General features: G+C 53.8%; 24 protein-coding genes and 1 riboswitch. Of the genes, 12 read left to right on the forward strand and 12 right to left on the reverse strand.

Annotated features, from left to right (window positions below):
* Window positions 1–127 precede the first annotated feature (127 nt).
* From mgrB to FCL49_RS00275, 5 genes are all read left to right on the forward strand, one after another.
* A complete protein-coding gene (gene mgrB, locus FCL49_RS00255) occupies window positions 128–286 on the forward strand; it encodes a PhoP/PhoQ regulator MgrB (protein ID WP_071593022.1) in 159 nt (52 codons plus the stop codon).
* Between the two features lie 99 nt (window positions 287–385).
* Window positions 386–658, forward strand: a complete 273-nt coding sequence (locus FCL49_RS00260; RefSeq protein WP_174351958.1) for a YebO family protein — start codon at window positions 386–388, stop codon at window positions 656–658.
* A gap of 145 nt (window positions 659–803) precedes the next feature.
* Complete coding sequence (locus tag FCL49_RS00265) at window positions 804–1,118, forward strand: phage protein NinX family protein (protein ID WP_174351959.1); 315 nt, start codon at window positions 804–806, stop codon at window positions 1,116–1,118.
* Window positions 1,119–1,185: 67 nt separating this feature from the next.
* Window positions 1,186–1,422, forward strand: a complete 237-nt coding sequence (locus FCL49_RS00270; RefSeq protein ID WP_012145549.1) for a DUF4060 family protein — start codon at window positions 1,186–1,188, stop codon at window positions 1,420–1,422.
* A 176-nt stretch (window positions 1,423–1,598) separates the two neighbouring features.
* Window positions 1,599–2,966, forward strand: a complete 1,368-nt coding sequence (locus FCL49_RS00275; RefSeq protein WP_174351960.1) for an amino acid permease — start codon at window positions 1,599–1,601, stop codon at window positions 2,964–2,966.
* Window positions 2,967–3,006: 40 nt separating this feature from the next.
* Here the strand turns inward: FCL49_RS00275 and FCL49_RS00280 are convergent, their stop codons facing one another.
* Window positions 3,007–3,297 carry a hypothetical protein gene (locus tag FCL49_RS00280; RefSeq protein WP_174351961.1) on the reverse strand — a complete coding sequence of 97 codons (291 nt, stop codon included), beginning with the start codon at window positions 3,295–3,297 and terminating at the stop codon, window positions 3,007–3,009.
* Window positions 3,298–3,517: 220 nt separating this feature from the next.
* On the opposite strand from FCL49_RS00280, the gene FCL49_RS00285 reads away from it, so the two are divergent.
* The 3 genes from FCL49_RS00285 to cspE all read left to right on the forward strand — a co-directional run bounded on the left by FCL49_RS00285 (window position 3,518) and on the right by cspE (window position 5,761).
* Window positions 3,518–4,516, forward strand: a complete 999-nt coding sequence (locus tag FCL49_RS00285) for an MBL fold metallo-hydrolase (protein ID WP_174351962.1) — start codon at window positions 3,518–3,520, stop codon at window positions 4,514–4,516.
* Window positions 4,517–5,393: 877 nt separating this feature from the next.
* Entirely contained in the window at window positions 5,394–5,510 is a 117-nt protein-coding gene (locus FCL49_RS00290) for a DUF2627 domain-containing protein (protein ID WP_071593021.1), read from the forward strand.
* A 41-nt stretch (window positions 5,511–5,551) separates the two neighbouring features.
* The gene (gene cspE / locus FCL49_RS00295) at window positions 5,552–5,761 is read left to right on the forward strand and encodes a transcription antiterminator/RNA stability regulator CspE (protein WP_002221949.1); all 210 of its coding nucleotides are present in this window, start codon (window positions 5,552–5,554) and stop codon (window positions 5,759–5,761) included.
* A gap of 52 nt (window positions 5,762–5,813) precedes the next feature.
* On the opposite strand, the gene pgeF is transcribed toward cspE, so the two are convergent.
* Window positions 5,814–6,530, reverse strand: coding sequence for a peptidoglycan editing factor PgeF (gene pgeF / locus FCL49_RS00300; RefSeq protein ID WP_174351963.1), 717 nt, complete (start codon window positions 6,528–6,530; stop codon window positions 5,814–5,816).
* A 144-nt stretch (window positions 6,531–6,674) separates the two neighbouring features.
* On the opposite strand from pgeF, the gene rlmA reads away from it, so the two are divergent.
* Window positions 6,675–7,496, forward strand: a complete 822-nt coding sequence (rlmA, locus tag FCL49_RS00305) for a 23S rRNA (guanine(745)-N(1))-methyltransferase (RefSeq protein WP_174351964.1) — start codon at window positions 6,675–6,677, stop codon at window positions 7,494–7,496.
* 60 nt (window positions 7,497–7,556) lie between these two features.
* Here the strand turns inward: rlmA and mntP are convergent, their stop codons facing one another.
* The 5 genes from mntP to manX form a co-directional block, all read right to left on the reverse strand.
* Window positions 7,557–8,126, reverse strand: coding sequence for a manganese efflux pump MntP (gene mntP, locus FCL49_RS00310; protein ID WP_085117194.1), 570 nt, complete (start codon window positions 8,124–8,126; stop codon window positions 7,557–7,559).
* Between the two features lie 11 nt (window positions 8,127–8,137).
* Window positions 8,138–8,321: riboswitch (yybP-ykoY riboswitch) on the reverse strand.
* Window positions 8,322–8,541: 220 nt separating this feature from the next.
* Window positions 8,542–9,000: a DUF986 family protein gene (locus FCL49_RS00315; protein WP_135316917.1), complete on the reverse strand. Its 459-nt coding sequence runs from the start codon at window positions 8,998–9,000 to the stop codon at window positions 8,542–8,544.
* A gap of 54 nt (window positions 9,001–9,054) precedes the next feature.
* The gene (locus FCL49_RS00320) at window positions 9,055–9,897 is read right to left on the reverse strand and encodes a PTS mannose transporter subunit IID (RefSeq protein ID WP_174351965.1); all 843 of its coding nucleotides are present in this window, start codon (window positions 9,895–9,897) and stop codon (window positions 9,055–9,057) included.
* A gap of 15 nt (window positions 9,898–9,912) precedes the next feature.
* Complete coding sequence (locus FCL49_RS00325) at window positions 9,913–10,713, reverse strand: PTS mannose/fructose/sorbose transporter subunit IIC (RefSeq protein ID WP_017893113.1); 801 nt, start codon at window positions 10,711–10,713, stop codon at window positions 9,913–9,915.
* Between the two features lie 55 nt (window positions 10,714–10,768).
* Window positions 10,769–11,740, reverse strand: a complete 972-nt coding sequence (manX, locus tag FCL49_RS00330) for a PTS mannose transporter subunit IIAB (protein WP_012145537.1) — start codon at window positions 11,738–11,740, stop codon at window positions 10,769–10,771.
* Between the two features lie 573 nt (window positions 11,741–12,313).
* On the opposite strand from manX, the gene FCL49_RS00335 reads away from it, so the two are divergent.
* Window positions 12,314–13,858, forward strand: a complete 1,545-nt coding sequence (locus tag FCL49_RS00335; protein ID WP_012145536.1) for a TerC family protein — start codon at window positions 12,314–12,316, stop codon at window positions 13,856–13,858.
* A 17-nt stretch (window positions 13,859–13,875) separates the two neighbouring features.
* On the opposite strand, the gene FCL49_RS00340 is transcribed toward FCL49_RS00335, so the two are convergent.
* The 4 genes from FCL49_RS00340 to pabB form a co-directional block, all read right to left on the reverse strand.
* A complete protein-coding gene (locus tag FCL49_RS00340; protein ID WP_174351966.1) occupies window positions 13,876–15,492 on the reverse strand; it encodes an EAL domain-containing protein in 1,617 nt (538 codons plus the stop codon).
* 280 nt (window positions 15,493–15,772) lie between these two features.
* Window positions 15,773–17,137, reverse strand: coding sequence for an L-serine ammonia-lyase (sdaA, locus tag FCL49_RS00345; protein WP_135316912.1), 1,365 nt, complete (start codon window positions 17,135–17,137; stop codon window positions 15,773–15,775).
* A 444-nt stretch (window positions 17,138–17,581) separates the two neighbouring features.
* A complete protein-coding gene (locus tag FCL49_RS00350; RefSeq protein WP_174351967.1) occupies window positions 17,582–18,160 on the reverse strand; it encodes a CoA pyrophosphatase in 579 nt (192 codons plus the stop codon).
* Window positions 18,157–19,530: an aminodeoxychorismate synthase component 1 gene (gene pabB / locus FCL49_RS00355; RefSeq protein WP_174351968.1), complete on the reverse strand. Its 1,374-nt coding sequence runs from the start codon at window positions 19,528–19,530 to the stop codon at window positions 18,157–18,159. Before pabB ends, FCL49_RS00350 begins: the two co-directional genes overlap by 4 nt.
* Before the next feature lie 442 nt (window positions 19,531–19,972).
* On the opposite strand from pabB, the gene FCL49_RS00360 reads away from it, so the two are divergent.
* Both FCL49_RS00360 and FCL49_RS00365 read left to right on the forward strand, forming a co-directional pair.
* A complete protein-coding gene (locus FCL49_RS00360) occupies window positions 19,973–20,980 on the forward strand; it encodes a glycosyltransferase (RefSeq protein ID WP_174351969.1) in 1,008 nt (335 codons plus the stop codon).
* Window positions 20,981–21,043: 63 nt separating this feature from the next.
* Window positions 21,044–21,289, forward strand: coding sequence for a YoaH family protein (locus FCL49_RS00365; RefSeq protein ID WP_012145530.1), 246 nt, complete (start codon window positions 21,044–21,046; stop codon window positions 21,287–21,289).
* A gap of 33 nt (window positions 21,290–21,322) precedes the next feature.
* On the opposite strand, the gene purT is transcribed toward FCL49_RS00365, so the two are convergent.
* Window positions 21,323–22,501 carry a formate-dependent phosphoribosylglycinamide formyltransferase gene (gene purT / locus FCL49_RS00370; RefSeq protein ID WP_174351970.1) on the reverse strand — a complete coding sequence of 393 codons (1,179 nt, stop codon included), beginning with the start codon at window positions 22,499–22,501 and terminating at the stop codon, window positions 21,323–21,325.
* Window positions 22,502–22,527 lie beyond the last annotated feature (26 nt).

Below are 22,527 nucleotides of genomic sequence, written 5' to 3' on the forward strand. Positions count from 1 at the left end.
GCCATGCGGAAGAACCGGTCGCAATGGTAACAATCTGAAAAGTGGTTCTGGCGCTGGTTTCTAAACGACAGGTTAAAGTTCGTTTAAGTTGGCTGTGATACATTCGGAACAAATTATCAAGATAACAATGAGGCTGCTAAATTTGTTGCGGAAAAAAATCCTCGTGATAATAGCCTTCCTTGCTGCCTGCCTGTTCTTTTATCTGTTGGCGCTGGATAGCTATTGCGATGCGGGGGGCACATTTGCGTTGGGAGTTTGCTCCGTTACCCGTTTCGTTCCCTGGTGAGTTGCGTAGCGGCGCGTAACAATTTTCTATCAAGATGTTCGTGTCGGTGCCCGGAGTGCTAAGATGTCCGCCTGTTTTTAGCAGTAGATAGGGTTGTCCATGTACGATTTAGGTTTTGGTCCAAATAGTCTGGTGTCACTGGTTGTCGCCTTGTTGGCAGTCCTGGTGGGATTATGGATCTGGTTCCTGGTGAATCGCGCCAGTGTGCGAGCCAATGAGCAGATCCGCCTGCTGCAGGAAATTGCCGAGCAACAGCGTCAACAAACCGCATTATTGAAAAGCCTGGCGCAAAGCGCGCGCGGCGATAGCGTGACGGACGATGACGATCTCAGCCCGGCGCTGGATTTCAAAGGTTTTATCCCCGAGCGTTAATCAAATTTCCTGCCGGGTGGTGTTGCCACCCGCGTTGCTCCGAAAAACATAAGTATAGATAATATGAAAAGCCATCCCATTGTCATAAATCTGTCGTATTGACGTCGTAATGTAGCGCCAACTCTACGAAAGATGGATAAAGCCGATGATTAAATGGTATGAAGAAAGCGACGCCGAAGTGAACCGCAGCATTGCGCTGATCACCGGAGAAAATCCGGACAAGTGGTATCCTTACGGCGGCGTGAAAGGTAAAGATTATTGCAAGAACCCCTCCGATGCCTGGCCGATTATCTGCGCCAATAAAATCAGTCTGAATGCCGACAGCCAAAGCGATAGCTCGCAGTGGCAGGCACGCATGAGCACCCAGCGTGGCGAGTGGCAGGCGGATTGCAGCAGCCCACTGCGCGCGGCAATGATCTGTTTCCTGCTGAGCCAGCAAACTAACGAAATGGTACGTTGAAACACCAGAATTACTGATGACTTTCCCTTTTTATGACAACAGAACTTGTCTCTGGCGGAGCCTGTTTATGAAGCGCATTATTAAAGGTGATAAAAACTTGTCTCATCTGGTGGTTGCCCATGCGGCAATCGATCGTCATGCCGAAAGCTTTGGTCAGCGCCGACAGGGCTGGCCTTCAACCTACCTGATAAAATATCAAAACGATCGCGTGGCGGTCGAAGTGGTCACGCGCCGTCAGTCCTACGTCGCAACGCTGATGATAGGCGCGCGCAATCTGACCAAGTTGTGCGGCCTGTCCGGCTAAAAATCGCCTCTCTTTAGGTTTATTCCCAGTATAAAATAGCGCCCTGGCCATCCTTGCCGGGGCGCTACTCCTTGATGCTCACGGGGTTAAGTGTTAAAAAGCCGCCCGCAGATACATTTATTGATTGGCGAAATCTTGCGCAAAAGCGACAGGATCCCACGCCATATGAGGATAAGATGGGCGGTCAGCAGCAGGATACCCCGCTAAAACGCGGCTTAAAAAACAGACATATACAACTTATCGCCCTGGGCGGCGCCATTGGTACCGGCCTGTTTCTCGGCATTGCACAGACCATTAAAATGGCGGGCCCTTCGGTGCTGCTGGGCTATGCCATCGGCGGTTTTATCGCTTTTCTGATCATGCGTCAGTTGGGGGAAATGGTGGTTGAAGAGCCGGTTGCCGGGTCGTTCAGTCATTTCGCCTATAAATACTGGGGTGATTTCGCCGGTTTTCTTTCCGGCTGGAACTACTGGGCGATGTTCATTTTGGTCGGCATGGCCGAACTGACCGCGGTTGGGATCTATATTCAATATTGGTGGCCGGACATCCCGACCTGGGTTTCCGCCGCAGTATTCTTTGTCCTGATCAATCTGATCAACCTGGTTAATGTGCGGCTGTACGGGGAAACCGAGTTCTGGTTTGCCATTATCAAGGTGGTAGCGATTGTCGGCATGATTGTTTTCGGTGCCTGGCTATTGGCCAGCGGCAACGGGGGGCCGCAAGCCAGTATCAACAACCTGTGGGAGCAGGGCGGCTTTATGCCACACGGCATTGAAGGGCTGGTGATGGCGATGGCGGTCATCATGTTCTCATTCGGTGGGCTGGAGATGGTGGGCATTACCGCCGCCGAAGCGGCCGATCCGCGCCGCAGTATTCCCAAGGCGACCAATCAGGTGGTATACCGCATCCTGATTTTTTATATCGGCTCGCTGACGGTGCTGCTTTCGCTCTATCCCTGGCACAAAGTGGTGGAAGGCGGCAGCCCGTTCGTGATGATTTTCCATGCGCTGAACAGCAACCTGGTGGCGACCCTGCTGAACGTGGTGGTGCTGACTGCGGCGCTGTCGGTGTACAACAGCGGGGTCTATGCCAATAGCCGTATGTTGTTTGGCCTGGCGACACAGGGGAATGCTCCCAAGACATTGACCCGGGTGAACAAGCGTGGTGTCCCGGTGTTGTCGATCGCGCTGTCGGCGCTGGTGACCTCGGTCGGCGTGCTGATCAACTACGTCATGCCCGGTAAGGCGTTTGAGTTGCTGATGGCGTTGGTGGTGTCCACCCTGGTGATTAACTGGGTGATGATTTGTCTGGCACACCTGCGATTCCGTGCGGCGAAAAACCGCCAGGGCGTGATCCCGGTCTTCAAGGCCTTTTGGTACCCCTTCGGCAATTATCTGTGCCTGGTGTTCCTGAGCCTGATTCTGGTGATTATGTATTTCAGCGAGGGGATCCGTATCTCGGTATTACTGATGCCGGTGTGGATCTTGCTGTTGTGGGTTGGTTTTCTACTGACGCGCCGCAAAGGCGCTAAAGTACGGCGGTAATTTTTAACGGAGGCGCTATCTGGCGCCTCCGTTGCATTCATTAGCTGCGTGGCATAAAGGCATTGCCTGGGGTGGCGCGGCCCAATCCCAACAGCTTCCTGCACAGCAGGAACAGGGTGGTGATGACATCGATAGCCACCACGCTTAGCATCAGCACGCCCAGCATGAAGAAACTCACCAGCGCACCAAACAATAGCACCAGCGGTGCCGGTACGCGTACCCGGCGCAGTTTCATCGCGGCATACATTTTCCAATACTGCATCTGTGCCAGCATCGCGCTGCGGATACGGCCCAGTCGAACACGTGACTTGCGTGATGTAGAACGGCTCATAACTTCTCCTTTTCTGAATGTCCTATAAGTAAATCACAAGGATCTTAAGAGATGCTTAACAGGCTCTAGTCGGCCCTGGCATTCTCACAGGGACTGTGACAACACAAAACCCGAAAAGGTCACTCTAAGGTGAGCACGGTTCACAAAGCACGCTGATCGAGTATCTTGTTATCTTATCCACCTGCCCGTGTAGGGTGTCCGCAGTGGTCGGGAGAGCAATTTGAAGATAACCAATCGTTACTATGATGCCGGCAAAACGCACCATACCCCGCAGGGGTTTCGTAACCCGGAGCCTTCGCAGCGTCAGGATGGGGATTTGAAACGCTGGCAGAACGAGCGTAAACAGCAGGGATTGCCCAAACCACCACAGATGGGCTATCAGCAGTTTACCCAGCGCTGGTGGCAACGCGCCGACCTTGGCGGCAGCGATAACAGCATTTGGTGGCTGGGGCACGCTTCAATGCTGCTGCGCCTGGATGGTCGATACATCCTGATCGATCCGGTATTGTCTGAACGTGCATCGCCACTGAGTTTCTATGGCCCGAAGCGCAAGACGCCGCCGCCGTTGACGGTGCAACAGCTGCCGACGGTGGACGTGGTTTTAATTTCACACAATCACTATGACCATCTCGATCGGCGCACCGTGCGGCAGTTGGCACGGCGTTTTCCGCACGCGACCTTTATTGTGCCCCTGGGGCTGAAAAACTGGTTCCGACGTTACCGACTGCAGCGGGTAGAAGAGCTGGACTGGTGGGATAGCCTGAAATTGGGCGATTTGACTTTCCATTGCACGCCGGCACGTCACTGGAGCATGCGCACCCTGTGGGACCGCAATCGTTCACTCTGGTGCGGCTGGGTGATCCATCACCCGGCGCTGCGTTTCTATTTTTCCGGAGACAGCGGCTATTCGGATCGCCTGTCCGATATTGGAACCCGTTTAGGGCCGTTTGACGTGGCGGCATTACCGATTGGCGCCTATGCACCACGTTGGTTCATGCAGGAACAGCATATGGATCCGCAGCAATCGGTGACGCTGTATCAACAATTAAATGCACCGCGGGTCATCCCGATCCATTGGGGCGTTTTTGAATTGGCCGATGAGTCATTGGATGAACCGCCGCAGCAATTAAATCTGGCTCTGAGTGCGGCGGGAATTGAGCAGCATCAGTTCCGGCCCATCAAAATTGGCGAGCGCATTGCGCTTGAAGCTAACTCTTAAGCGTTATTCCTGGCCCTGTGTGGCGGGGACGGTTATCGTCACCGCCTGCAGGCCAGTCCCAATGCGGGTTGTAGCCATTCGCTGGTGCAGGGCCCAGTTTATCCGGTACCTGACCTAACCTGTTGGCATGAATAGGGACAAGGCGCGGGAAAAGATAAAATAAATATGTTCACCGGGCATTGTTATTGACCGAGTAAATACCTATGTGGATTTCAAGATTTAATTCAGCTATGGATTCCCACAGTTCTCAAGATTATTGCCGATATTTAACCCCCGTAGTCAGTAATGTATTTCTCTGCCACTGCACGGCAATAGTGCGTAAATTCTGATTTTGCATGCTTATGCACCCAAAAGTGGCACGCTATTTGATTTTTGTCGCCAGATCGCTGTTGCATAAATTGTGCTCACCCGCGCTGAGGGCAATAATGATCTTCGGTATTATTTCGTTGTCACCGGCGGGTGAGGTCGCAGACGTGAGGCGCTACCAGCGTTGGGCCGTCCGGATGGCGACCCAATGGTCGGATCATCCGATATCAAATGTACCCGTTCATCGATATTCAAAAGTTTTATAAGAAATTCCATAAAGATTCAAAATTTTTAACGTTCTAAGCGCCTGTCCGGCGTTATATGTTGCAACATACATTGGTCAATCGGATGAAAGAATTGTTAAAATTCAGTCTGGGTGCGGAGTGTAGCGGGGCGACACTGTTAAGCAGAAAATAGCTAAGGCTTCAACATCTTTTAGTCTATTTAAGCTTATGTTGCTCTCGACCGTTTCAAATATGTGCGACAGCTCCACCAGTGATTAAAAATGGCTTGCCATCGAATACAGAGTATGTGATAACGCATCTGGGTAAAACGAGGTACAGTTCTGTATATGTGTGGCATTTTCAGTAAAGAAGTTCTGAGTAAAAACGTTAGCGTTGAATACCGCTTCTCTGCCGATCCTTATCTTAGTGCCTCAAGCAGTAACGACTCTAGTTTGTCTATGTAACGCCTCCGGGCGGTTTAAACAATCCAAAGGAAATACTCAAGATGGCAAAGATCAAAGGTCAAGTTAAGTGGTTCAACGAATCTAAAGGTTTCGGTTTCATCACTCCAGCTGACGGCAGCAAAGACGTGTTCGTACACTTCTCTGCAATTCAGGGTAACGGCTTCAAAACCCTGGCTGAAGGCCAGAACGTTGAGTTCGAAATCCAAGATGGCCAGAAAGGCCCATCTGCAGTAAACGTTACTGCAATCTAATCAGCGTCAGCTGTACAAAAAACCCGCCTTCGTGCGGGTTTTTTCGTTTCTGCTATCCGCCGGTAATGATAATCCCTGCGTACTGATTTCGCCCGGTAATGCCCGGATGGGCAGGATCTTGCTCGCGTCGGTGGCTGTTGCGACGATAGCTGGTGTATTTAAATCGCTGTGGCTGCTGCGGGTCCGTATTGGGGGTACAGATAGTACAGCTCCCGGCATGGTCAACGGCGGAAAAACCCAGTTCACGCAGTTTGGATTCGGCAATGGCGGCCAGATCCAGGTGGCGATAGCGGGGGCTGATCAAGGCCGCGGGCAGGGGTAACTGTTGCTTGAACCTTGCGACCAGTTCCTCGTTGACCTCGTAACAGCAGGGGCCGGCGGCAGGGCCGATGGAAGCCACCCAGTTGGCCGTTGAGTCATCACGGCGGATACGCGCTGCCAATTGCTCCAGTATGCCATCCAGCAGGCCACGCCAACCGGCATGGACGGCAGCAATCGCTGAGCCGTCGTTGCGGCTGAAAATCACCGGCAGGCAGTCTGCCGTTAACACACTCAGCAGAATGCCGGGCTCAGTGGTATAGAAGCCATCGGCTTCGCCGCACTGTTGCGTCGCCTGTGTCACGTCGACAATGCGAGTGCCATGCACCTGTTTTTTTTCCGGCAGGGTAGAACGATAGGCCAACAGATGGCCTGGCAGCAGCGCACTTTTGTTGCCGAAACCGTGCTGAATGGCCGGGATGGCGTTGAGCAGTGGGGAAAAATCGGTCATATCACGTCTTTACCTGCGTCAGAAAAGTTAACGTCAGTGTAGCCAGTTTTTTTCCTCGCTGGCTAGGGGCTTGCGGCATCTGCCTTGCATCGTACAGAAGGCTTCTTTAGACTAGCCGCGCCGTATCTCTCTGGAATCCAAGCCATGTCTTATCAGTGCCCTCTGTGTCATCAGCCGCTTCATTTTTCTCATCTGCAATGGCGTTGCGACGCTAACCATCAGTTTGACTGCGCCAAAGAAGGCTATGTCAACCTGCTGCCGGTACAGCACAAGCGCTCAAAGCAGCCCGGAGACAGCGCGGAAATGATGCAGGCGCGGCGTGCGTTCCTGGATGCGGGTTTCTATCAACCCTTGCAGCAGCGTGTCGCTGAGCTGTTGGATCAGGCGTTGGCGAGCGATGCGCAGGCGTTACTGGACATCGGCTGTGGCGAAGGCTATTACACGGCGGAAGTGGCCGCCCGGTTGACGCAGCAGCGTAATATCACCGTTTATGGCCTGGACGTTGCCAAGGTGGCGATCCGCTATGCGGCCAAGCGTTACCCGGCAGTCTCATTCTGCGTGGCGTCGAGCCATCGTCTGCCGTTTGCCGACGCTTCTCTGGACGCCATACTGCGTATTTACGCCCCTTGCAAAGCTGAAGAACTGGCTCGGGTAGTGAAACCCGGTGGTGTGGTGGTAACGGTATCGCCTGGCCCACGTCACCTGTACCAATTGAAAGAGCAGGTGTATCAGCAGGTGCAACTGCATGTCGAACAGGATGAGCAGTTTGCCGGTTTTGATTGCGAACGAGTTGAGTCATTAGCGTACCCGATGACGCTGCCGGGTGAGCAGGCGGCCAACCTGCTGCAGATGACGCCTTTTGCCTGGCGTGCCTCGCCTGAGGTTCAGCAGCATTTGAGTGGTTGTGAAGCCTTTGCCTGCGAAACCGATTTTGTTATAGCGCTGTACCGCCGTCAGCCTGATTGATTGACCGTCCAGAAACGAAAAAACCTGCCATTGGCAGGTTTTTCTTTGGGTTGAGCGCTATCAGGCCAGATAGCCCAAATGCTCCAGCAGAATATTGAAGCCGATACCGATCAACACCACGCCGCCGAGGATCTCCGCGCGCTTGCCGAGCAATGGCCCGATAAAGCGGCCTATCATCATGCCCAGGGTGGCCATAATCATGGTAGCGCAGCCAATGGCCATGGCGGTGTGGACGATATTCACCTGCAGGAAGGCCAGGCCGACACCAATAGCCATGGCGTCGAGGCTGGTAGCGATGGCGGTGGCGACCAGTAACCAGAAACCGTGACGCTTCACTTTTTCCACTTCGTCAGGCCGGTTCCTGACGCCTTCGACGATCATGCGCATACCGAGGATAAACAGCAGCGAGAAGGCGACCCAGTGATCCCATTCCATAATGTATTGGCTGGCGAACAAGCCGATGCCCCAACCGATAATTGGCGTAATGGCTTCTACCACGCCGAAGATAAGTCCGGTGCGTAGCGCTTCACGAAAACGGGGCTGATGCAGGCTGGCACCTTTGCCAATTGATGCGGCGAACGCATCCATAGACATGCCAAAAGCGAGAATGAGTGTAGCTGACAAGTTCATGTTGAATAACCTCGGCCGGGCGGCTCCATATACACGTAACCCACCCCCAACCATACGACGGAGTTACGTGTCTATGGTCTCGCCAACCTTACCTGGCTGCCCGCACCACGTTTTAATGTATAAAACGAGTATGTTGATACGGGCGTTTCTGGCGTTTTATTGCCCAGAAACCGGCTACTCCCCAATGACGGCGCAACCATAGCATATTAATTCCGTTTCCAACAACCCTTATTCCCGATGGACATTGGTTTGAAATTGATAATGGTTTTCATTAATGAAGTGTATAAGAAGGAATATAATGTAGGCGAGTGCAACAATATTGCGTAAATAATCATCAGGTAGCCATGTGCGCTGATGATTAATTATCCACATACAGCGCAGGGCAACACGGGGCAGAATTAAGGTTGTTTTTTACTCACTGATTCTCAACGAAAAAGTGATAAATTTTCTCCAGATCGTCTAATTGAGTGACCTGAATCAACAACCGACGCTGCTCAAGATCTATCACCAGGATGCCATCCTCGGATAAATTCATGGCCTTAATCCGGTTATATTCAATAAAGGCATTGGCATAAAAGAAACCCTGCGCTTTAAACAACATCTTGGGCCAGCGGATATAAGAAATATAAATTGCGATCAGTGCTAAAGAAATAAGCAGCCAGGTGGTTAATACCGCACCCTGGGTGGTGACATTTCGGTAGAGCAGAATGGCGATCAGGCCGACAAAAATCAGGCAATCAATTCGATTTCGGCGCTTTAACTGCACCTTGAGCAAGGTTTTGCCTTTCAGCAGGTTCATGCCGAACTCATCGTAAATCGCATACACCAGCATCAGCGCGGTGAAAATCAGTAATACGCCATCGGTCAGCGACATCTTTCAACTCCACAAATAAAAAAACCGGGGGTTTCCCCCCGGCGGTTAAAACGCTTACAGACCCAGCAGACCTATCCAGTAACCGAAGATACCGATGGCGAAGAAGCCAATGATGATCCACAGCGCATTCACTTTCCTGCGCAGCAGCCACATACAGCCGAAGGTCAGCAGCAACGGCACCAGGCCCGGCATCAACTGGTCGAGGATGGTTTGCACCGTGGTTACCGTGGTATGCCCGGTCTGGTCGGTGATCTTCGACACCACCAGCGGGATATTCACGTGCGTCCACTTGTTAACCAGGGCCCCCATGACAAACAGGCCAAGAATGGACGCTCCTTCCGTCAGTTTTTGCAGGAAGCCGCCGCCCATATCATTAACGATATCCACCCCTTTGCGATAACCGTAGGCCACGCCGTAATAGCGGGTCAACAGGCGCACCAGGTTGAACAGGACGAAGAACAAAATCGGGCCCAGCAGGCTGCCACTCATGGCAATACCGGCGCCGAGTGCGGCAAATACCGGACGTACGGTACCCCAGAAAATCGGGTCGCCGACACCAGCCAAAGGCCCCATCAAACCGACTTTGATACCGTTGATGGCCGCATCGTCGATAGGCGCACCGTTAGCGCGCTGTTCTTCCATCGCCATGGTAACGCCAAGGACCGGCGCCGCCACGTAAGGGTGGGTGTTAAAGAACTCCAGATGGCGTTTGATTGCCTGTTTGCGCTCGTCGTTATTTTCCGGATACAGGCGACGGATCACCGGTACCATTGAGAAGCAAAAACCCAGCGCCTGCATACGTTCGAAGTTCCATGAACCCTGGAACAGATTCGAGCGCATAAACACACCGCGAATATCGGCCGGCGTGAGTTTCTTTTGAGCTGTTGTATCAACCATTTCTCTCACCTATTCCTAGTCGAGTTCGTTATCGAGGTCGTTGGCATTTGCCGGGCCAGCCTGGACTACCTGAGACTTGTTGTATTTCGGGCTGAGCTGGATATAAAGCACGGCCATCACCACGCCGATCACGCCGAGGGCGACCAGGTTAAAGTTGGTGAAGGCGGCAGTAACGAAGCCGAGGTAGAAGAATGGCATCAGGTAGCCGGCACGCATCATGTTGATCACCATGGCGTAACCTACTACCACGATCATCCCGCCGGCGATGTTCAGGCCGCTGGTGACGACTTCCGGGATCGAGTTAAGCAGCGCGTGAACGCCTGAGGTACCCACAGAGATAGCGACGATAACCGCCGGGATGGCAATACGCATCGCCTGCAGCAGCAGGGCAGAGATATGCAGCCAGGTAATGGCGCGCAAACTGCCTCGCTCCGCCGCGCTGTCCGCCGCGTGCTGGAAGGCCACGGTCAGGGTACGCACGATGATGGTCAGCACTTGCCCGGCCGCCGCCAGCGGAATGGCCAGGGCGATACCGGCACCGACGCTTTGTCCGCCGGCAATAACCAGAATGGTGGAAATGATTGACGCTAACGCCGCATCTGGCGCTACCGCCGCACCAATGTTCATCCAGCCCAGGGCGATCATCTCCAGCGTACCGCCGATGATGATACCGGTTTTCATGTCACCGAGAATAAAGCCGATCAGGGTACAGGCGACCAGCGGACGGTGGAACTGAAACTCGTCGAGGACGGAACCCATCCCGGCGATACAGGCAACGATAAATATCAGTACAATCTGAAGAGTGGTAATCTCCATTGCACTTCTCCTATGACCAAAGATCTCTGAGTAAAATAATTATTGGCTGTCGCCATTAATTGAGTTTGTTAATCAGGTCCATCATTTTTAACCGACTGTCGGACGAGACTTTACGAACTTCCAATTCAATACCGCGCTCGTTTAATTTCTTAAACGCTTCGATATCTTTTTCGTCAACCGAGACGGCATTATTCACCTGGGTTTTGCCCTGGCGGAACGCCATGCCGCCGATATTTACCGACTTGATATCCACGCCGGCTTCCACCAAACGCCAGACGTCGGTCGGGTTGGTGAACAGCAGCATCACGCGATCGCCGGCATATTTCGGGTTGTTCCACACCCGAATGGCTTTCGCCACGTCGACCACGTGTGCGGTGACGCCCGGAGGGGCAACCTGGGTCAGCAAGGTTTTGCGAACGTGGTCGGCGGCGACTTCGTCACTGATCACGATGATGCGGCTGACGTCGGTTTCCTTGGTCCAGCGGGTCGCGACCTGACCGTGGATCAGACGGTCATCGATACGGGCCAGGCCGATTTTCATATGGTCATTGGGACCCAGCGGCGCCTGAGGGGCGGCGGGTTTTGCGGTGGGAGCACTTTGTGGTGCCGCGGGCTTAACACTCTCTTCGGCTGGTTTTTTCAGCGCTTTCACGCCTTCACGGCCGGTTTCCAACGCCAGCGCGACCAGTTCGTCGAAGCCAGGGTTGTCGTCTCGTGCCATGAACGTTTCCACCAGCATCGGAATGTTAACCCCGGTGACGACCTCATAGTTCTCTTTATCGACGGCGATGCGGCTGGCCGCGTTGAACGGGCTGCCGCCCCAGGTATCTACCAGGAACAGGACGCCACCACTGGTGTCCAGCCCGCTGATTTTACCCTTGTATTTCTCGATTAACGTTTCGGCATTTTCACCGGGGACGAAATCTATAAAAGCGACGTTATCCTGTTCGCCCAATAGCATTTCCGTCGTCTTCAGCAATTGTTCTGCTGCGGTCCCGTGTGTGCCGATGATAATAGCTATTGCCACTCGCTACCTCCTCATTGAACTTCATGCACGGATTGTGTTTGTTCAGTTCATTTTCTTGCTGGTGGTCACTTCCGTGGTTCAGATACATTATGGTAGAAATTTGGAAACCCGCCGTTAACATTTCTCGCGCAGTTTCAAAAGCCTGTGCGCGTGAATCCACGTCAGCGCCATTTATTTTAGTGAGTGAAAAAATAAATTTTGTGACATTGCTCTGCTATTGAGCGCTCGGATTACTCCTAACCCGGTGTTTGCGGAATTAAACAACAGAGCTGTTACAAGACGATGCAGAAGGTAAAAAAGCTTCTTTGCCGGCAAAAAAATTCCTGCTAGAGTATTTCTTCTTTCATATTTAGGAGTGAAGGGCCTCAGCCCACCCTATGGACTGTCACCGAAGTTACTGTTTTTCAAGGTTCCACCCGCCACCTGCTGGCGTAGTACAAATCACACGGCCGCTCGGCCATCCCCCGGTACTGCAATCCCGATATCTTGCTATTTCTGTCCGCGCCTTTTCTGCGTCGGCATCGTCACGCCTGAGCACCGCTCGGCCATCCTGTCTTTTTTTCGGAGTCTGATATGGAATTTTTAATGGACCCCTCAATTTGGGCCGGGTTACTGACACTGGTGGTATTGGAAATCGTACTGGGTATCGACAACCTGGTGTTTATCGCCATTCTGGCCGATAAACTGCCGCCGAAGCAGCGTGATAAAGCACGCATACTCGGCCTGTCGCTGGCGCTGTTTATGCGTTTGGGCCTGTTGTCGGTCATTTCCTGGATGGTGACGCTGACCACGCCGCTGTTTAGCGTCGGGGAGTTCAGCTTCTCCGGTCGTGATTTGATCCTGCTGTTCGGTGGTGTGTTCCTGTTGTTCAAGGCCACCATGGAGCTGCACGAACGGCTGGAAGGGCAAACGCACCAGGATGGCGCCAACCGTGGCTACGCCAAATTCTGGGCGGTGGTGGTGCAGATTGTGATCCTTGATGCGGTGTTCTCACTCGATGCGGTCATTACCGCGGTGGGCATGGTGAACGACCTGCCGGTGATGATGACCGCCGTTGTCATCGCCATGGTGGTGATGCTGGTGGCTTCCAAACCGCTGACCAACTTCGTCAATGCGCACCCGACCATTGTGGTGCTGTGCCTGAGCTTCCTGCTGATGATCGGCCTGAGCCTGATCGCCGAAGGCTTTGGTTTGCATATTCCTAAAGGTTACCTGTACGCCGCGATTGGTTTCTCGATTTTGATCGAACTGTTTAACCAAATTGCCCGCCGTAACTTTATCAAACATCAGGCTCATCGCCCGATGCGTGAGCGTACCGCAGAGGCGATCATGCGCCTGATGGGGCAGCAGCGCGCGCAGCAGACGGACGAAGCGGCACCGCTGCCGGTGAATGAAACCTTCGCCGAGGAAGAACGTTATATGATCAGCGGTGTGTTGACGCTGGCTTCACGTTCACTGCGAAGCGTGATGACGCCGCGCACCGATATTTCATGGGTGGATTGCGACCGTTCCCGTGAAGAGGTGCGTGAACAACTGTTGGATACGCCGCATAGCCTGTTCCCGGTTTGCCGCGACTCGCTGGATGAAATTATCGGCGTGGTGCGTGCCAAGGATCTGCTGGTGGCGGTAGAGCGGGGTGAGGATATCGCCGAGTTTGCCGCGCGTACGCCACCGATTGTGGTACCGGACACCATGGACGTGATTAACCTGCTGGCGGTATTGCGCCGTGCCAAGGGACGTCTGGTGGTGGTTACCAATGAATTTGGTGTTGTGCAGGGGCTGGTCACGCCACTGGACGTGCTGGAAGCCATTGCCGGTGAATTCCCGGACGAGGATGAAACGCCGGATATCGTGGTGGAAGACGCCAGTTGGCTGGTGAAGGGCGGCGCCGATCTGCACTCACTGGAGCAGGCGCTGAACTGCGACGATCTGGTCAGCCCGACGGCGGACTTCGCCACCCTGGCGGGGTTCCTGCTGTCCCACTACGGCCAAATGCCGGCGGTGGGTGAAACGGTGGAGCTTAACCGGCTGCGTTTCGAAGTCGTTGCGGTGTCCGAGTACCGCATTGAACTGGTGCGTATTACCAAAGTTGAGCCTCACGACGAGGAGCACCAGTAACCTACGGGCCGGAGGCATCACGCCTCCGGCTTGCTTTCCTGTTCCTTCCGCTGCTCTTCCCGCTGATTTACCGACCGCAACCGTGACTCATACTGCTGTAACCACAGTGGAAATACATTGATTGGCATCGGCTTGGCGAAATAGAACCCCTGCAATGCATTGACCTCGCGCGAGCGCAGATAATCTGCCTGTTCGGCAGTTTCCACTCCTTCAGCCACCAGTCTTAATTTCAGCCGCTGCGCCAGAGTAATAATGGTATCGGTGACGGTGGCGTTAATCGCATCGGTACCAATGGCGGCGGTAAAGCCACGGTCGATTTTCAACACGTCAGGGCTGAGTTTTTTCAAATAGCTAAGCGAACTGTGTCCGGTACCAAAGTCGTCGATGGCCAACATGATGCCCATTTCCTTGAGCGTTTTGATTTGCTCATACTGAATTTCCGACAGGGCGGTACGTTCGGTCAACTCCAGCATCAGCGAAGGCATCGGATGGGCGGGAAGCCACAGGCGGCGGATATCATCGATAATGGTCACCCCGTTGAAATGCTCAGCCGCAACGTTGATGCTGATATAAAACGACGGGCGTGGCGGGAACAACTGCAGGTTTTCCACCACGGTGTTCATCAGGTAACGGGTCAGGGCGATAATCAAACCATGCTGCTCCGCCAGCGGGATAAACACGTCGGGAGAGATCCAGCCCTGGCGCTTGTTTTTCCAGCGCAGCAGCATCTCAACCCCGACACAGCGGCCGGTTTCAGCATTGATGATCGGCTGACAGTAAACGCGGAATTCGCGGTGGGAAATGGCGTGGCCAATGTGATACGACAGGCTCATGCGGTTAGCGGTGAGCAGATACACCACATAGGCCGCCAGCAGGCTGATCAGCAACGACAGTGGGATATGGCGCGGCAGCGCCGCCAGCGCCAACATGCTGGCCTGAGGGCCGAACAGTGAAATAGAGAACGGATACCTGGTAGATTTTGCGGTATAGCGCAGGTCGCTTGTCAGGGTGTCGCTGCGCAAGATTTCCCGGCGGCCATATTCCAGGCTGTAGTTGCCGACGTTCAGCACCACTCGTTGTGCGTAGGGCTCCTGAGGTTCCAGCAGGAAGTTCGCCAAGAGCTCAATATTGAACACGTGCAACACGCCGTTACTGTGGTTATCAGGCTGCGTTGGAGTCCACATGATCAGCGTCGGCACGCCTTTGGCGACAGAGAGTGAAGGGCGCAACACCAGTTTCGCGCCATCGTTTGCTACGCTGGGCAAAATAGCGCTGAAAACGTACTTACGGGTGCCAAACAGGCTGGAACAGTAAATAACCCCGTCTTTAACCAGCAGCATGGCCCGCAGGGCCTGGTTTTGCGCTGCGCGAAAACGCAGCGTTGGCATCACGGCCTCACAGGATGAGTCCAGCAGCGGCATGGATCGCTCGGCCTGTTGCTTTGCCGGTGTCAGCAGATCGTTAATCTTGGCGACGGTGCGGGTGGCGAGCACCTGCCGGTTTTGTTCAATAGTGCCAATTTCTTGATAATAACGGGTGTAGAGCGATAACAGCAGAATAGCCAACCCGACCGCCCCGGCGAGTAGCCAACGGTAATAGCGGTATTTGGTCACGGCAAGTTGGGTCATCAACATCGCTAAATCCTTGTTCGGTAAGCCAGCCCAGAATCACCGTCAGGCCAAACTGTCCTAAATGATACTTGGCTAATTCTAGCCTGTCGTTATACAAGAGTGATGTTAACCCAGTAAATTATTTAAATTTGGTGAAACAGAGGGCTAAATTGTTGGTTAACTGTGGGATAGGGGGACGGGGTTTTGAATATTTTGTGTGACATTGTCACCAAATGGCATTAATGATTTGATTAGCCGAAGGTTACAGCAAGAAAAACCCCGCCGCGAAGGCGGGGTTAGAGGGTCAGTCACACTGCACTTTGATCGCCAGACCACCGCGAGAGGTTTCGCGATATTTGGCATTCATGTCTTTGCCGGTTTCGTACATGGTTTCGATGACCTTATCCAGCGAGACACGTGGTTCACTGGTACGACGCAGCGCCATACGCGCTGAGTTGATCGCCTTCACCGAAGCAATGGCATTACGTTCAATGCAAGGAACCTGAACCTGGCCGGCAACCGGGTCACAGGTCAGCCCCAGGTTATGCTCCATGCCGATCTCTGCCGCGATGCAAACCTGTTCCGGGCTGGCACCCAGCAGTTCGGCCAGGCCGGCTGCGGCCATCGAGCAGGCCACGCCCACTTCACCCTGGCAACCCACTTCGGCACCGGAGATAGAGGCATTCATCTTGTACAATGCGCCTACTGCGCCCGCTGCCATAAAGTAACGGATATAAATATCCGGGCTGACGGATTCAATAAAGTGGTCATAGTAAGCCAGTACGGCAGGGACGATGCCACAGGCGCCGTTGGTCGGCGCGGTGACGACTCGCCCGCCGGCCGCGTTCTCTTCGTTGACCGCCAGTGCGAACATGTTGACCCAGTCAATTACGTTCATCGGATCGTTGGACAGCTTGTCGGAAGACACCAGCATGCGACGCAGCGCGGAGGCACGACGTGGCACACGCAGTGGCCCCGGCAGTACGCCCTCGGTGTTCAGACCGCGATCGATACAGGCGCGCATGGTCTGCCAAATGTTACCGAAGTAGGTTTCGATATCCTGCTTGCTGTGCAGCGCCAGTTCGTTCTGCATCACCAGGCCGGAAAACGACAGCCCGGTATCACGGCAGTGGGCGAGAATATCACGAGCAAAACTGAACGGATAAGGGACGCTCAGCTCGTGTGCGTCGGCTTTACCGAAGTTCTCTTCGTCGACGATAAAACCGCCGCCGAGTGAGTAGTAAGTCTTGCTGTAAACTTGTTTATCCCCAGCGAAGGCGTGGATCTGCATGCCGTTCTCATGCAGCGGCAAATTGTCGCTACGGAAAACCATGCCGCCGTCACGCGGGAAATCAACCTCATGCAGGCCGTTGGCCAGCATCAGGCGTTGACGTTGTTCTACATCGCGAATAAAGCCCGGGATGCTATCGATATCAACGGTGTCGGGCATATTGCCCGCCAGGCCGAGAATGATAGCGATATCGGTATGGTGACCTTTACCGGTCAATGAGAGTGAGCCGTAAACATCTACGGCAACACGCGTGATAGAAGGCATCAGGCCTTGATTTACCAGATCGTCGACAAACTGTTTGCCGGCTTTCATCGGTCCAACCGTATGAGAGCTGGACGGGCCGATGCCGATCTTAAACATGTCGAAAACGCTAATCACGCTAAAACTCCTTAGAGGCATATTGTTATGGCTGCAGCGGTTAAAAACCGAGCAGGGAACTGCGATATTGTAAAAGGGCCGCACGGGTTTGGCTGCCTTTTTCGCATGAAATAAAATAATCCTTGGTGTTAGTTTTTTACTGATTGCCGCAGGCATTCGGCCGTTCGTGGAACATCCGTTGCCTAATCTCGGTTAATGGCAATCGCGCCAGCTTCCGTTGCTGAACGCGGCCGGCTTAAACCCTGCTGAAATAGTGGTTTATTCCGGACTGCGCTATTTTACAGGTATTTCGTAAGGTTGAAGAGAGGGTTTACAGTTTTTTTAAAACTCTGATAGCCAGAAAGGTAGTTTAAAAAGCAAACCAATGAAGTGATGCCGATCGCTTTACCCACGCCTGTTGCGCAGGTAACCGTTTGGCTTGTGATGAGGTTCACATTATTGGCGTTAAATGCTGACCTGTTGTGCCAGTCTTCGAATGATGGCGGCGGTCAATCCCCAGACAAATTGGCTCTGATACCAGGACAGATAAATGCGGTGTGAATGACCGGCACGGTGAATATCCAACGGATAATAGCGCGAAAGCGTCAGTGCTTCGTGCAGCGGCATTTCAAAAACCTCGGCCACTTCATCTTCATTGGCGAAAAATTGCACATCGGGTGAGATCAAGCCAACCACCGGGGTCACCTGAAAACCGGTGCTGCTGTCGAGAGGGGCCAGTTGACCCAGAATGGTCACGGCTTGCGGTGGGATAGCCACTTCTTCCTGAGCTTCACGCAGGGCGGTGATAATCGCCGAGCCGTCTTCAGCATCGGTTTTACCGCCTGGGAATGCTACCTGGCCCGGGTGCTTGCGCAGCGAGTCGGCGCGGCGGGTCAGCAACAGGGTGGGTTCGGGGCGGCAAATAATCGGGATCAACACCGCGGCCGGACGAACGTTATGTGAAATCTGCGAGGCCTGTGGCAGTTGCAGCTGAAAGCGGCTGATAAAGGCCGCCAGCGAGGCCGGATAAGTGGGTTGGTTCACGAAGCGATAAACTCCCCCAGTTGCGGCAGAATGCGGCCGACCTTATCAAAGGTTTCCTGATATTCCGCCTGTTCCTGGCTATCGGCAACGATACCGCCCCCGGCAGAGCAGTAAATACGGCCGTTTTCGGTGATCAAGGTGCGGATAGTGATGTTGGTGTCCATGGTACCGCAGGCGCTGATATAGCCAATGCTGCCGCAGTAGGCGTTGCGTCGCTGCGGCTCCAGCTCTTCAATAATTTCCATTGCTCGTACCTTGGGCGCCCCGGTAATGGATCCCCCAGGGAAGCAGGCGCGCAACAGTTCGGTCGCCGGAGTGGATTGCGGCAGAGTGGCGGTGATGGTGCTGACCAGATGATGTACTGCCGGGAAGGGTTCGACCACGAACAGTTCGGGAACCTCGACGCTGCCCGGTTCGGCGACGCGGCCGATATCATTGCGTAGCAGATCGACAATCATCAGGTTCTCTGCGCGGTCTTTGTTGGAGTTTGCCAAACGTTGCGCCTGTTGCGCATCCTGCCCGGCATCAGCCAGCCGCGGCAGCGTGCCTTTGATCGGGCGGGTTTGAATCTGTTGGTTTTCCAGCCACAAAAAACGCTCGGGTGAAACGCTCAGCACGGTGTTATCCGGCAGGCGCAGGAAGGCTGAGAAGGGCGCCCGGTTGCTGGCGCTCAATTGCTGAAAGGCTTGCCATTCATCGCCCTGATAATCGGCAGCAAAACGTTGCGCCAGATTGATTTGATAACAGTCCCCACTGCGCAGGTAATGCTGAATACGCTGGAACTTTTCCCCGTATTGCCGCCGCGTCATATTGGCCTGCCAGGGGCTGGTCAGGGTAAATGGCGGTCGGGGCGCAGGCTGCTGATTGCGGAGCCACTGCCAGCGCTGTTCACCATCACCATAGCTGAGTAACGTCAGCGTTTGTTGGTGATGATCGGCTATCAACGCCCAGTCATAAATACCGACCGCCATATCCGGCAGCGTGATATCTGCCTGTGCCCACTGCGGCAGTTTTTCTACCCGGCGGCCCAAATCGTAACCGAACAACCCGAGGGCGCCCCCCAGAAACGGCAGACAGGTATCAACCTCCGGCTGCAAGTTCTGTTGTTCCAACTGCTGCTGTATCAGGCGGAAAGGGTCTTCCGGCGACGACCAGTGTTCTTCACCGCGACGGATCTCGGTAACGGGGCCGCGTGTGGTCAGGGTTGCACAGGGTTGCGCCACCAGAATATCGAAACGGTTATGTGAGTGTTCGGCAAAACCGGAATGCAGCAACATCGCCCAAGGCTGTGAGGCCAGTGGGGCAAACAGCTCCAGCAGGGCGGTGCGGGTGTAGGGTAAAGACTTAAGATTCGGTGCGATTGTGCTCATGGGCCTCAATAAACCTGACTGGCGGGGCGGCGGTTTCTGACCGCTATTCTGCCATATTCAACCGGCTGACGCATGCTCTGGCATCAGGCGCATAAGCACACTTCACATAAACGATGAGTAAACAATTTTGCAAATGAAGCATTTTTTGCGACTTTGGCTATAATCCAATATGTTAAAAACTACATCATTGAACGGTTAAGATAATTCTTGGATTCGATGATTTCAATTTCAAATCCTAAATTTCACTATTAGTTTCATTCAGTTATTGTTTTTGCTTGTTATCACTCATCTGTGAAAGTACAGATCTTAAAATATAAATGGTAACAAGACGCATTTATGCCTGTGACTCTGTCGATGGGCAAGTGCCTTATTTAATTTAAATGCACCCTGATATTTTTAAAAACAGAAATATTCATTCGTTACTTTTTGCGAAGAGCTGCCTATGCCCCTAATGCTAAGTGTTATTGTCCCGTTGCACAACGTGGGTGAACTGTTTGAGCCGTTTCTGGCGTCACTGCTGGCCCAGAAAGAGCGTCGTCTTGAGGTTATCATCGTCAATGATGGTTCCACCGACGGCTCTGGCGATATCGCCCACCGCTATGCGCAGCAATACTCGCATATTACCGTGATTGACCAGCTTAATGCCGGGGTATCCTGCGCGCGTAATGCGGGGTTGGCGGTTGCCAGGGGGAAATATGTGGCGTTCCCTGATGCCGATGATTTACTGGCACCTGAAATGTATTCAACGCTGGTTGAATTAGCCGAACAAAACCAACTGGATGTCATGCAGTGTAATGGCGAACGTTATTTCACCGACCAGGATGAACTGCAGCCGATTATTCCGCTAAAGCGATTGGGGGATACCGATGTTATTAGCGGCGTGCAATGGCTGGAGCGGGCGTTAAAATCAAGAAAGTTTATTCATGTGGTCTGGCTGGCGGTATATCGCCTTGATTTCATTAAGCAGCACCGGTTGTATTTCGAACCGGGTTTGCATCATCAGGATATTCCCTGGACTACTGAAGTGATGTTTAATGCACAGCGGGTGAAATACCTTAGCAAAGCGCTGTATCGCCAGCGGGTGCACGGTCAATCGATCAGCAACCGTCGCCGTACGGGCAAGGCAAACGTCGAGTATCAGCGCCATTACATGAAAATAGTCGCCATGCTGGTGGCGTTGAATCGGCGTTATGCCGATAAAATTGACATCCGCCCAGCCTTCCACTGGCAGATTACCCGTGAAGCCCTGGGTATTTGTCACAGCATTCGCCGTGAACCCGAGCTGGCGGCCCAGTGCCGCATTACCGATGAGTTCTTTCAGCTTGGTATCGATCGGGCGATGGTTGATAACGCCCGCGGCCTCAAACAGGGATGGCACGTTATTCTCTGGCTTCACCGCCTGAAGCAGTGGCGACATGGCGATCCTCATTCTCTGCAGGCTACTGAATAACAGGCGTTGGGATCCGTCGGTTTAAGGCGTATACTCAGCCTCCATTTTGCCGGAGAGAAACACATGCTTGCAGGTATGCCGTCACTGAGTCATCTAGAGCAGCAGGAAGCTGCAGATCGTATCCATCTGTTGATGGAACAAGGCATGAGCAGTGGTGAAGCCATCGCGCGCGTCGCGCAGGAAATCCGCGAAAAACATCAGGGTGATCAGGTCAGCGTCATGTTTGATGACGAAGACGACGATGAAGAGTATCAGGAACGGCCGGATGACCAGGCTGATGATGACTCGGAAGAAGACGAAAACTATTGATGTTGTCGGGGCCGGTAAACCGGCCCCAAAGTATTAACCTTCAATCACCACCGCAGCGGCGGCCCGTTTGGCTGATTCCACCGCCAGCTCTACATTTTCTGCCGTAGCCAGCGCGACCCCCATCCGACGTTGACCGTTAATTTCCGGCTTGCCGAACAGACGCAGTTGATTGTGGCCAACCAGCGCGTGTTCCAGACCGCTAAAGCGCAGGTCACTGCTGATTAGTTGCGGCAGGATCACCGCCGAAGCAGAAGGGCCAAACTGGCGAATGGCACCAATCGGCAGACCGAGGAAAGCGCGCACGTGCAGCGCGAATTCTGACAGGTCTTGTGAAATCAGGGTCACCATGCCGGTATCGTGCGGGCGCGGTGAAACCTCGCTGAAGATCACTTCGTCGCCACAGACAAACAATTCAACGCCGAACAGGCCAAAACCGCCCAACGCCTTCACCACGTTTTCTGCAATCGCCTGCGCGCGGCTCAGAGCCAGGTCACTCATCTGCTGCGGTTGCCATGATTCACGGTAATCACCGTCCTCCTGACGATGGCCGATCGGTGCGCAGAAATGCACGCCATCGACTGCGCTGATGGTCAGCAGGGTGATTTCAAAATCAAATTTCACCAGCCCTTCAACAATCACCCGGCCACCACCGGCACGACCGCCTTGCTGGGCGTAATCCCAGGCGCTTTTCAGCTGTTCCGGGTTGCGGATCAGGCTCTGGCCTTTGCCGGAAGAGCTCATCACTGGCTTGATAATGCACGGGTAGCCGATTTGCTCGACCGCCTGCCGGAAAGCCTGCTCGCCATCGGCAAAGCGGTAGCTGGAGGTGGGCAGCCCGAGGGTTTCGGCAGCCAGGCGGCGGATGCCTTCGCGGTTCATCGTCAGGCGCGTTGCCTCGGCACAGGGCACCACGCGATGTCCTTGCTGTTCCAGTTCAACCAGCATGCTGGTGGCGATGGCTTCGATCTCCGGCACGATATAGTCAGGACGCTCCTGCTCGATCACGGCTTTCAACGCGTTGCCGTCCAGCATGTTAATCACGTGGCTGCGGTGTGCCACATGCATGGCGGGGGCGTCGGCATAGCGATCGACGGCGATGACTTCGAGGCCCAAACGCTGGCATTCGATAGCCACTTCTTTACCCAGCTCGCCGGAGCCGAGCAACATAACGCGGGTGGCGGACGGGCGCAGGGCGGTTCCAATAGTTAACATAGTCTCGTACCTGGATCTGTGGCGTT

Source organism: Serratia proteamaculans (genome assembly GCF_013337185.1).
Classification (GTDB): domain Bacteria; phylum Pseudomonadota; class Gammaproteobacteria; order Enterobacterales; family Enterobacteriaceae; genus Serratia; species Serratia proteamaculans_D.

Excerpts from the sequence above, each read along its gene's own strand:
- mgrB (WP_071593022.1), top strand. The coding sequence starts at position 128 with ATGAGGCTGCTAAATTTGTTGCGGAAAAAAATCCTCGTGATAATAGCC.
- FCL49_RS00260 (WP_174351958.1), top strand. The coding sequence starts at position 386 with ATGTACGATTTAGGTTTTGGTCCAAATAGTCTGGTGTCACTGGTTGTC.
- FCL49_RS00265 (WP_174351959.1), top strand. The coding sequence starts at position 804 with ATGATTAAATGGTATGAAGAAAGCGACGCCGAAGTGAACCGCAGCATT.
- FCL49_RS00270 (WP_012145549.1), top strand. The coding sequence starts at position 1,186 with ATGAAGCGCATTATTAAAGGTGATAAAAACTTGTCTCATCTGGTGGTT.
- FCL49_RS00275 (WP_174351960.1), top strand. The coding sequence starts at position 1,599 with ATGGGCGGTCAGCAGCAGGATACCCCGCTAAAACGCGGCTTAAAAAAC.
- FCL49_RS00280 (WP_174351961.1), bottom strand. The coding sequence starts at position 3,297 with ATGAGCCGTTCTACATCACGCAAGTCACGTGTTCGACTGGGCCGTATC.
- FCL49_RS00290 (WP_071593021.1), top strand. The coding sequence starts at position 5,394 with ATGTGTGGCATTTTCAGTAAAGAAGTTCTGAGTAAAAACGTTAGCGTT.
- cspE (WP_002221949.1), top strand. The coding sequence starts at position 5,552 with ATGGCAAAGATCAAAGGTCAAGTTAAGTGGTTCAACGAATCTAAAGGT.
- pgeF (WP_174351963.1), bottom strand. The coding sequence starts at position 6,530 with ATGACCGATTTTTCCCCACTGCTCAACGCCATCCCGGCCATTCAGCAC.
- rlmA (WP_174351964.1), top strand. The coding sequence starts at position 6,675 with ATGTCTTATCAGTGCCCTCTGTGTCATCAGCCGCTTCATTTTTCTCAT.
- mntP (WP_085117194.1), bottom strand. The coding sequence starts at position 8,126 with ATGAACTTGTCAGCTACACTCATTCTCGCTTTTGGCATGTCTATGGAT.
- FCL49_RS00315 (WP_135316917.1), bottom strand. The coding sequence starts at position 9,000 with ATGTCGCTGACCGATGGCGTATTACTGATTTTCACCGCGCTGATGCTG.
- FCL49_RS00320 (WP_174351965.1), bottom strand. The coding sequence starts at position 9,897 with ATGGTTGATACAACAGCTCAAAAGAAACTCACGCCGGCCGATATTCGC.
- FCL49_RS00325 (WP_017893113.1), bottom strand. The coding sequence starts at position 10,713 with ATGGAGATTACCACTCTTCAGATTGTACTGATATTTATCGTTGCCTGT.
- FCL49_RS00335 (WP_012145536.1), top strand. The coding sequence starts at position 12,314 with ATGGAATTTTTAATGGACCCCTCAATTTGGGCCGGGTTACTGACACTG.
- FCL49_RS00340 (WP_174351966.1), bottom strand. The coding sequence starts at position 15,492 with ATGTTGATGACCCAACTTGCCGTGACCAAATACCGCTATTACCGTTGG.
- pabB (WP_174351968.1), bottom strand. The coding sequence starts at position 19,530 with ATGAGCACAATCGCACCGAATCTTAAGTCTTTACCCTACACCCGCACC.
- FCL49_RS00360 (WP_174351969.1), top strand. The coding sequence starts at position 19,973 with ATGCCCCTAATGCTAAGTGTTATTGTCCCGTTGCACAACGTGGGTGAA.
- FCL49_RS00365 (WP_012145530.1), top strand. The coding sequence starts at position 21,044 with ATGCTTGCAGGTATGCCGTCACTGAGTCATCTAGAGCAGCAGGAAGCT.
- purT (WP_174351970.1), bottom strand. The coding sequence starts at position 22,501 with ATGTTAACTATTGGAACCGCCCTGCGCCCGTCCGCCACCCGCGTTATG.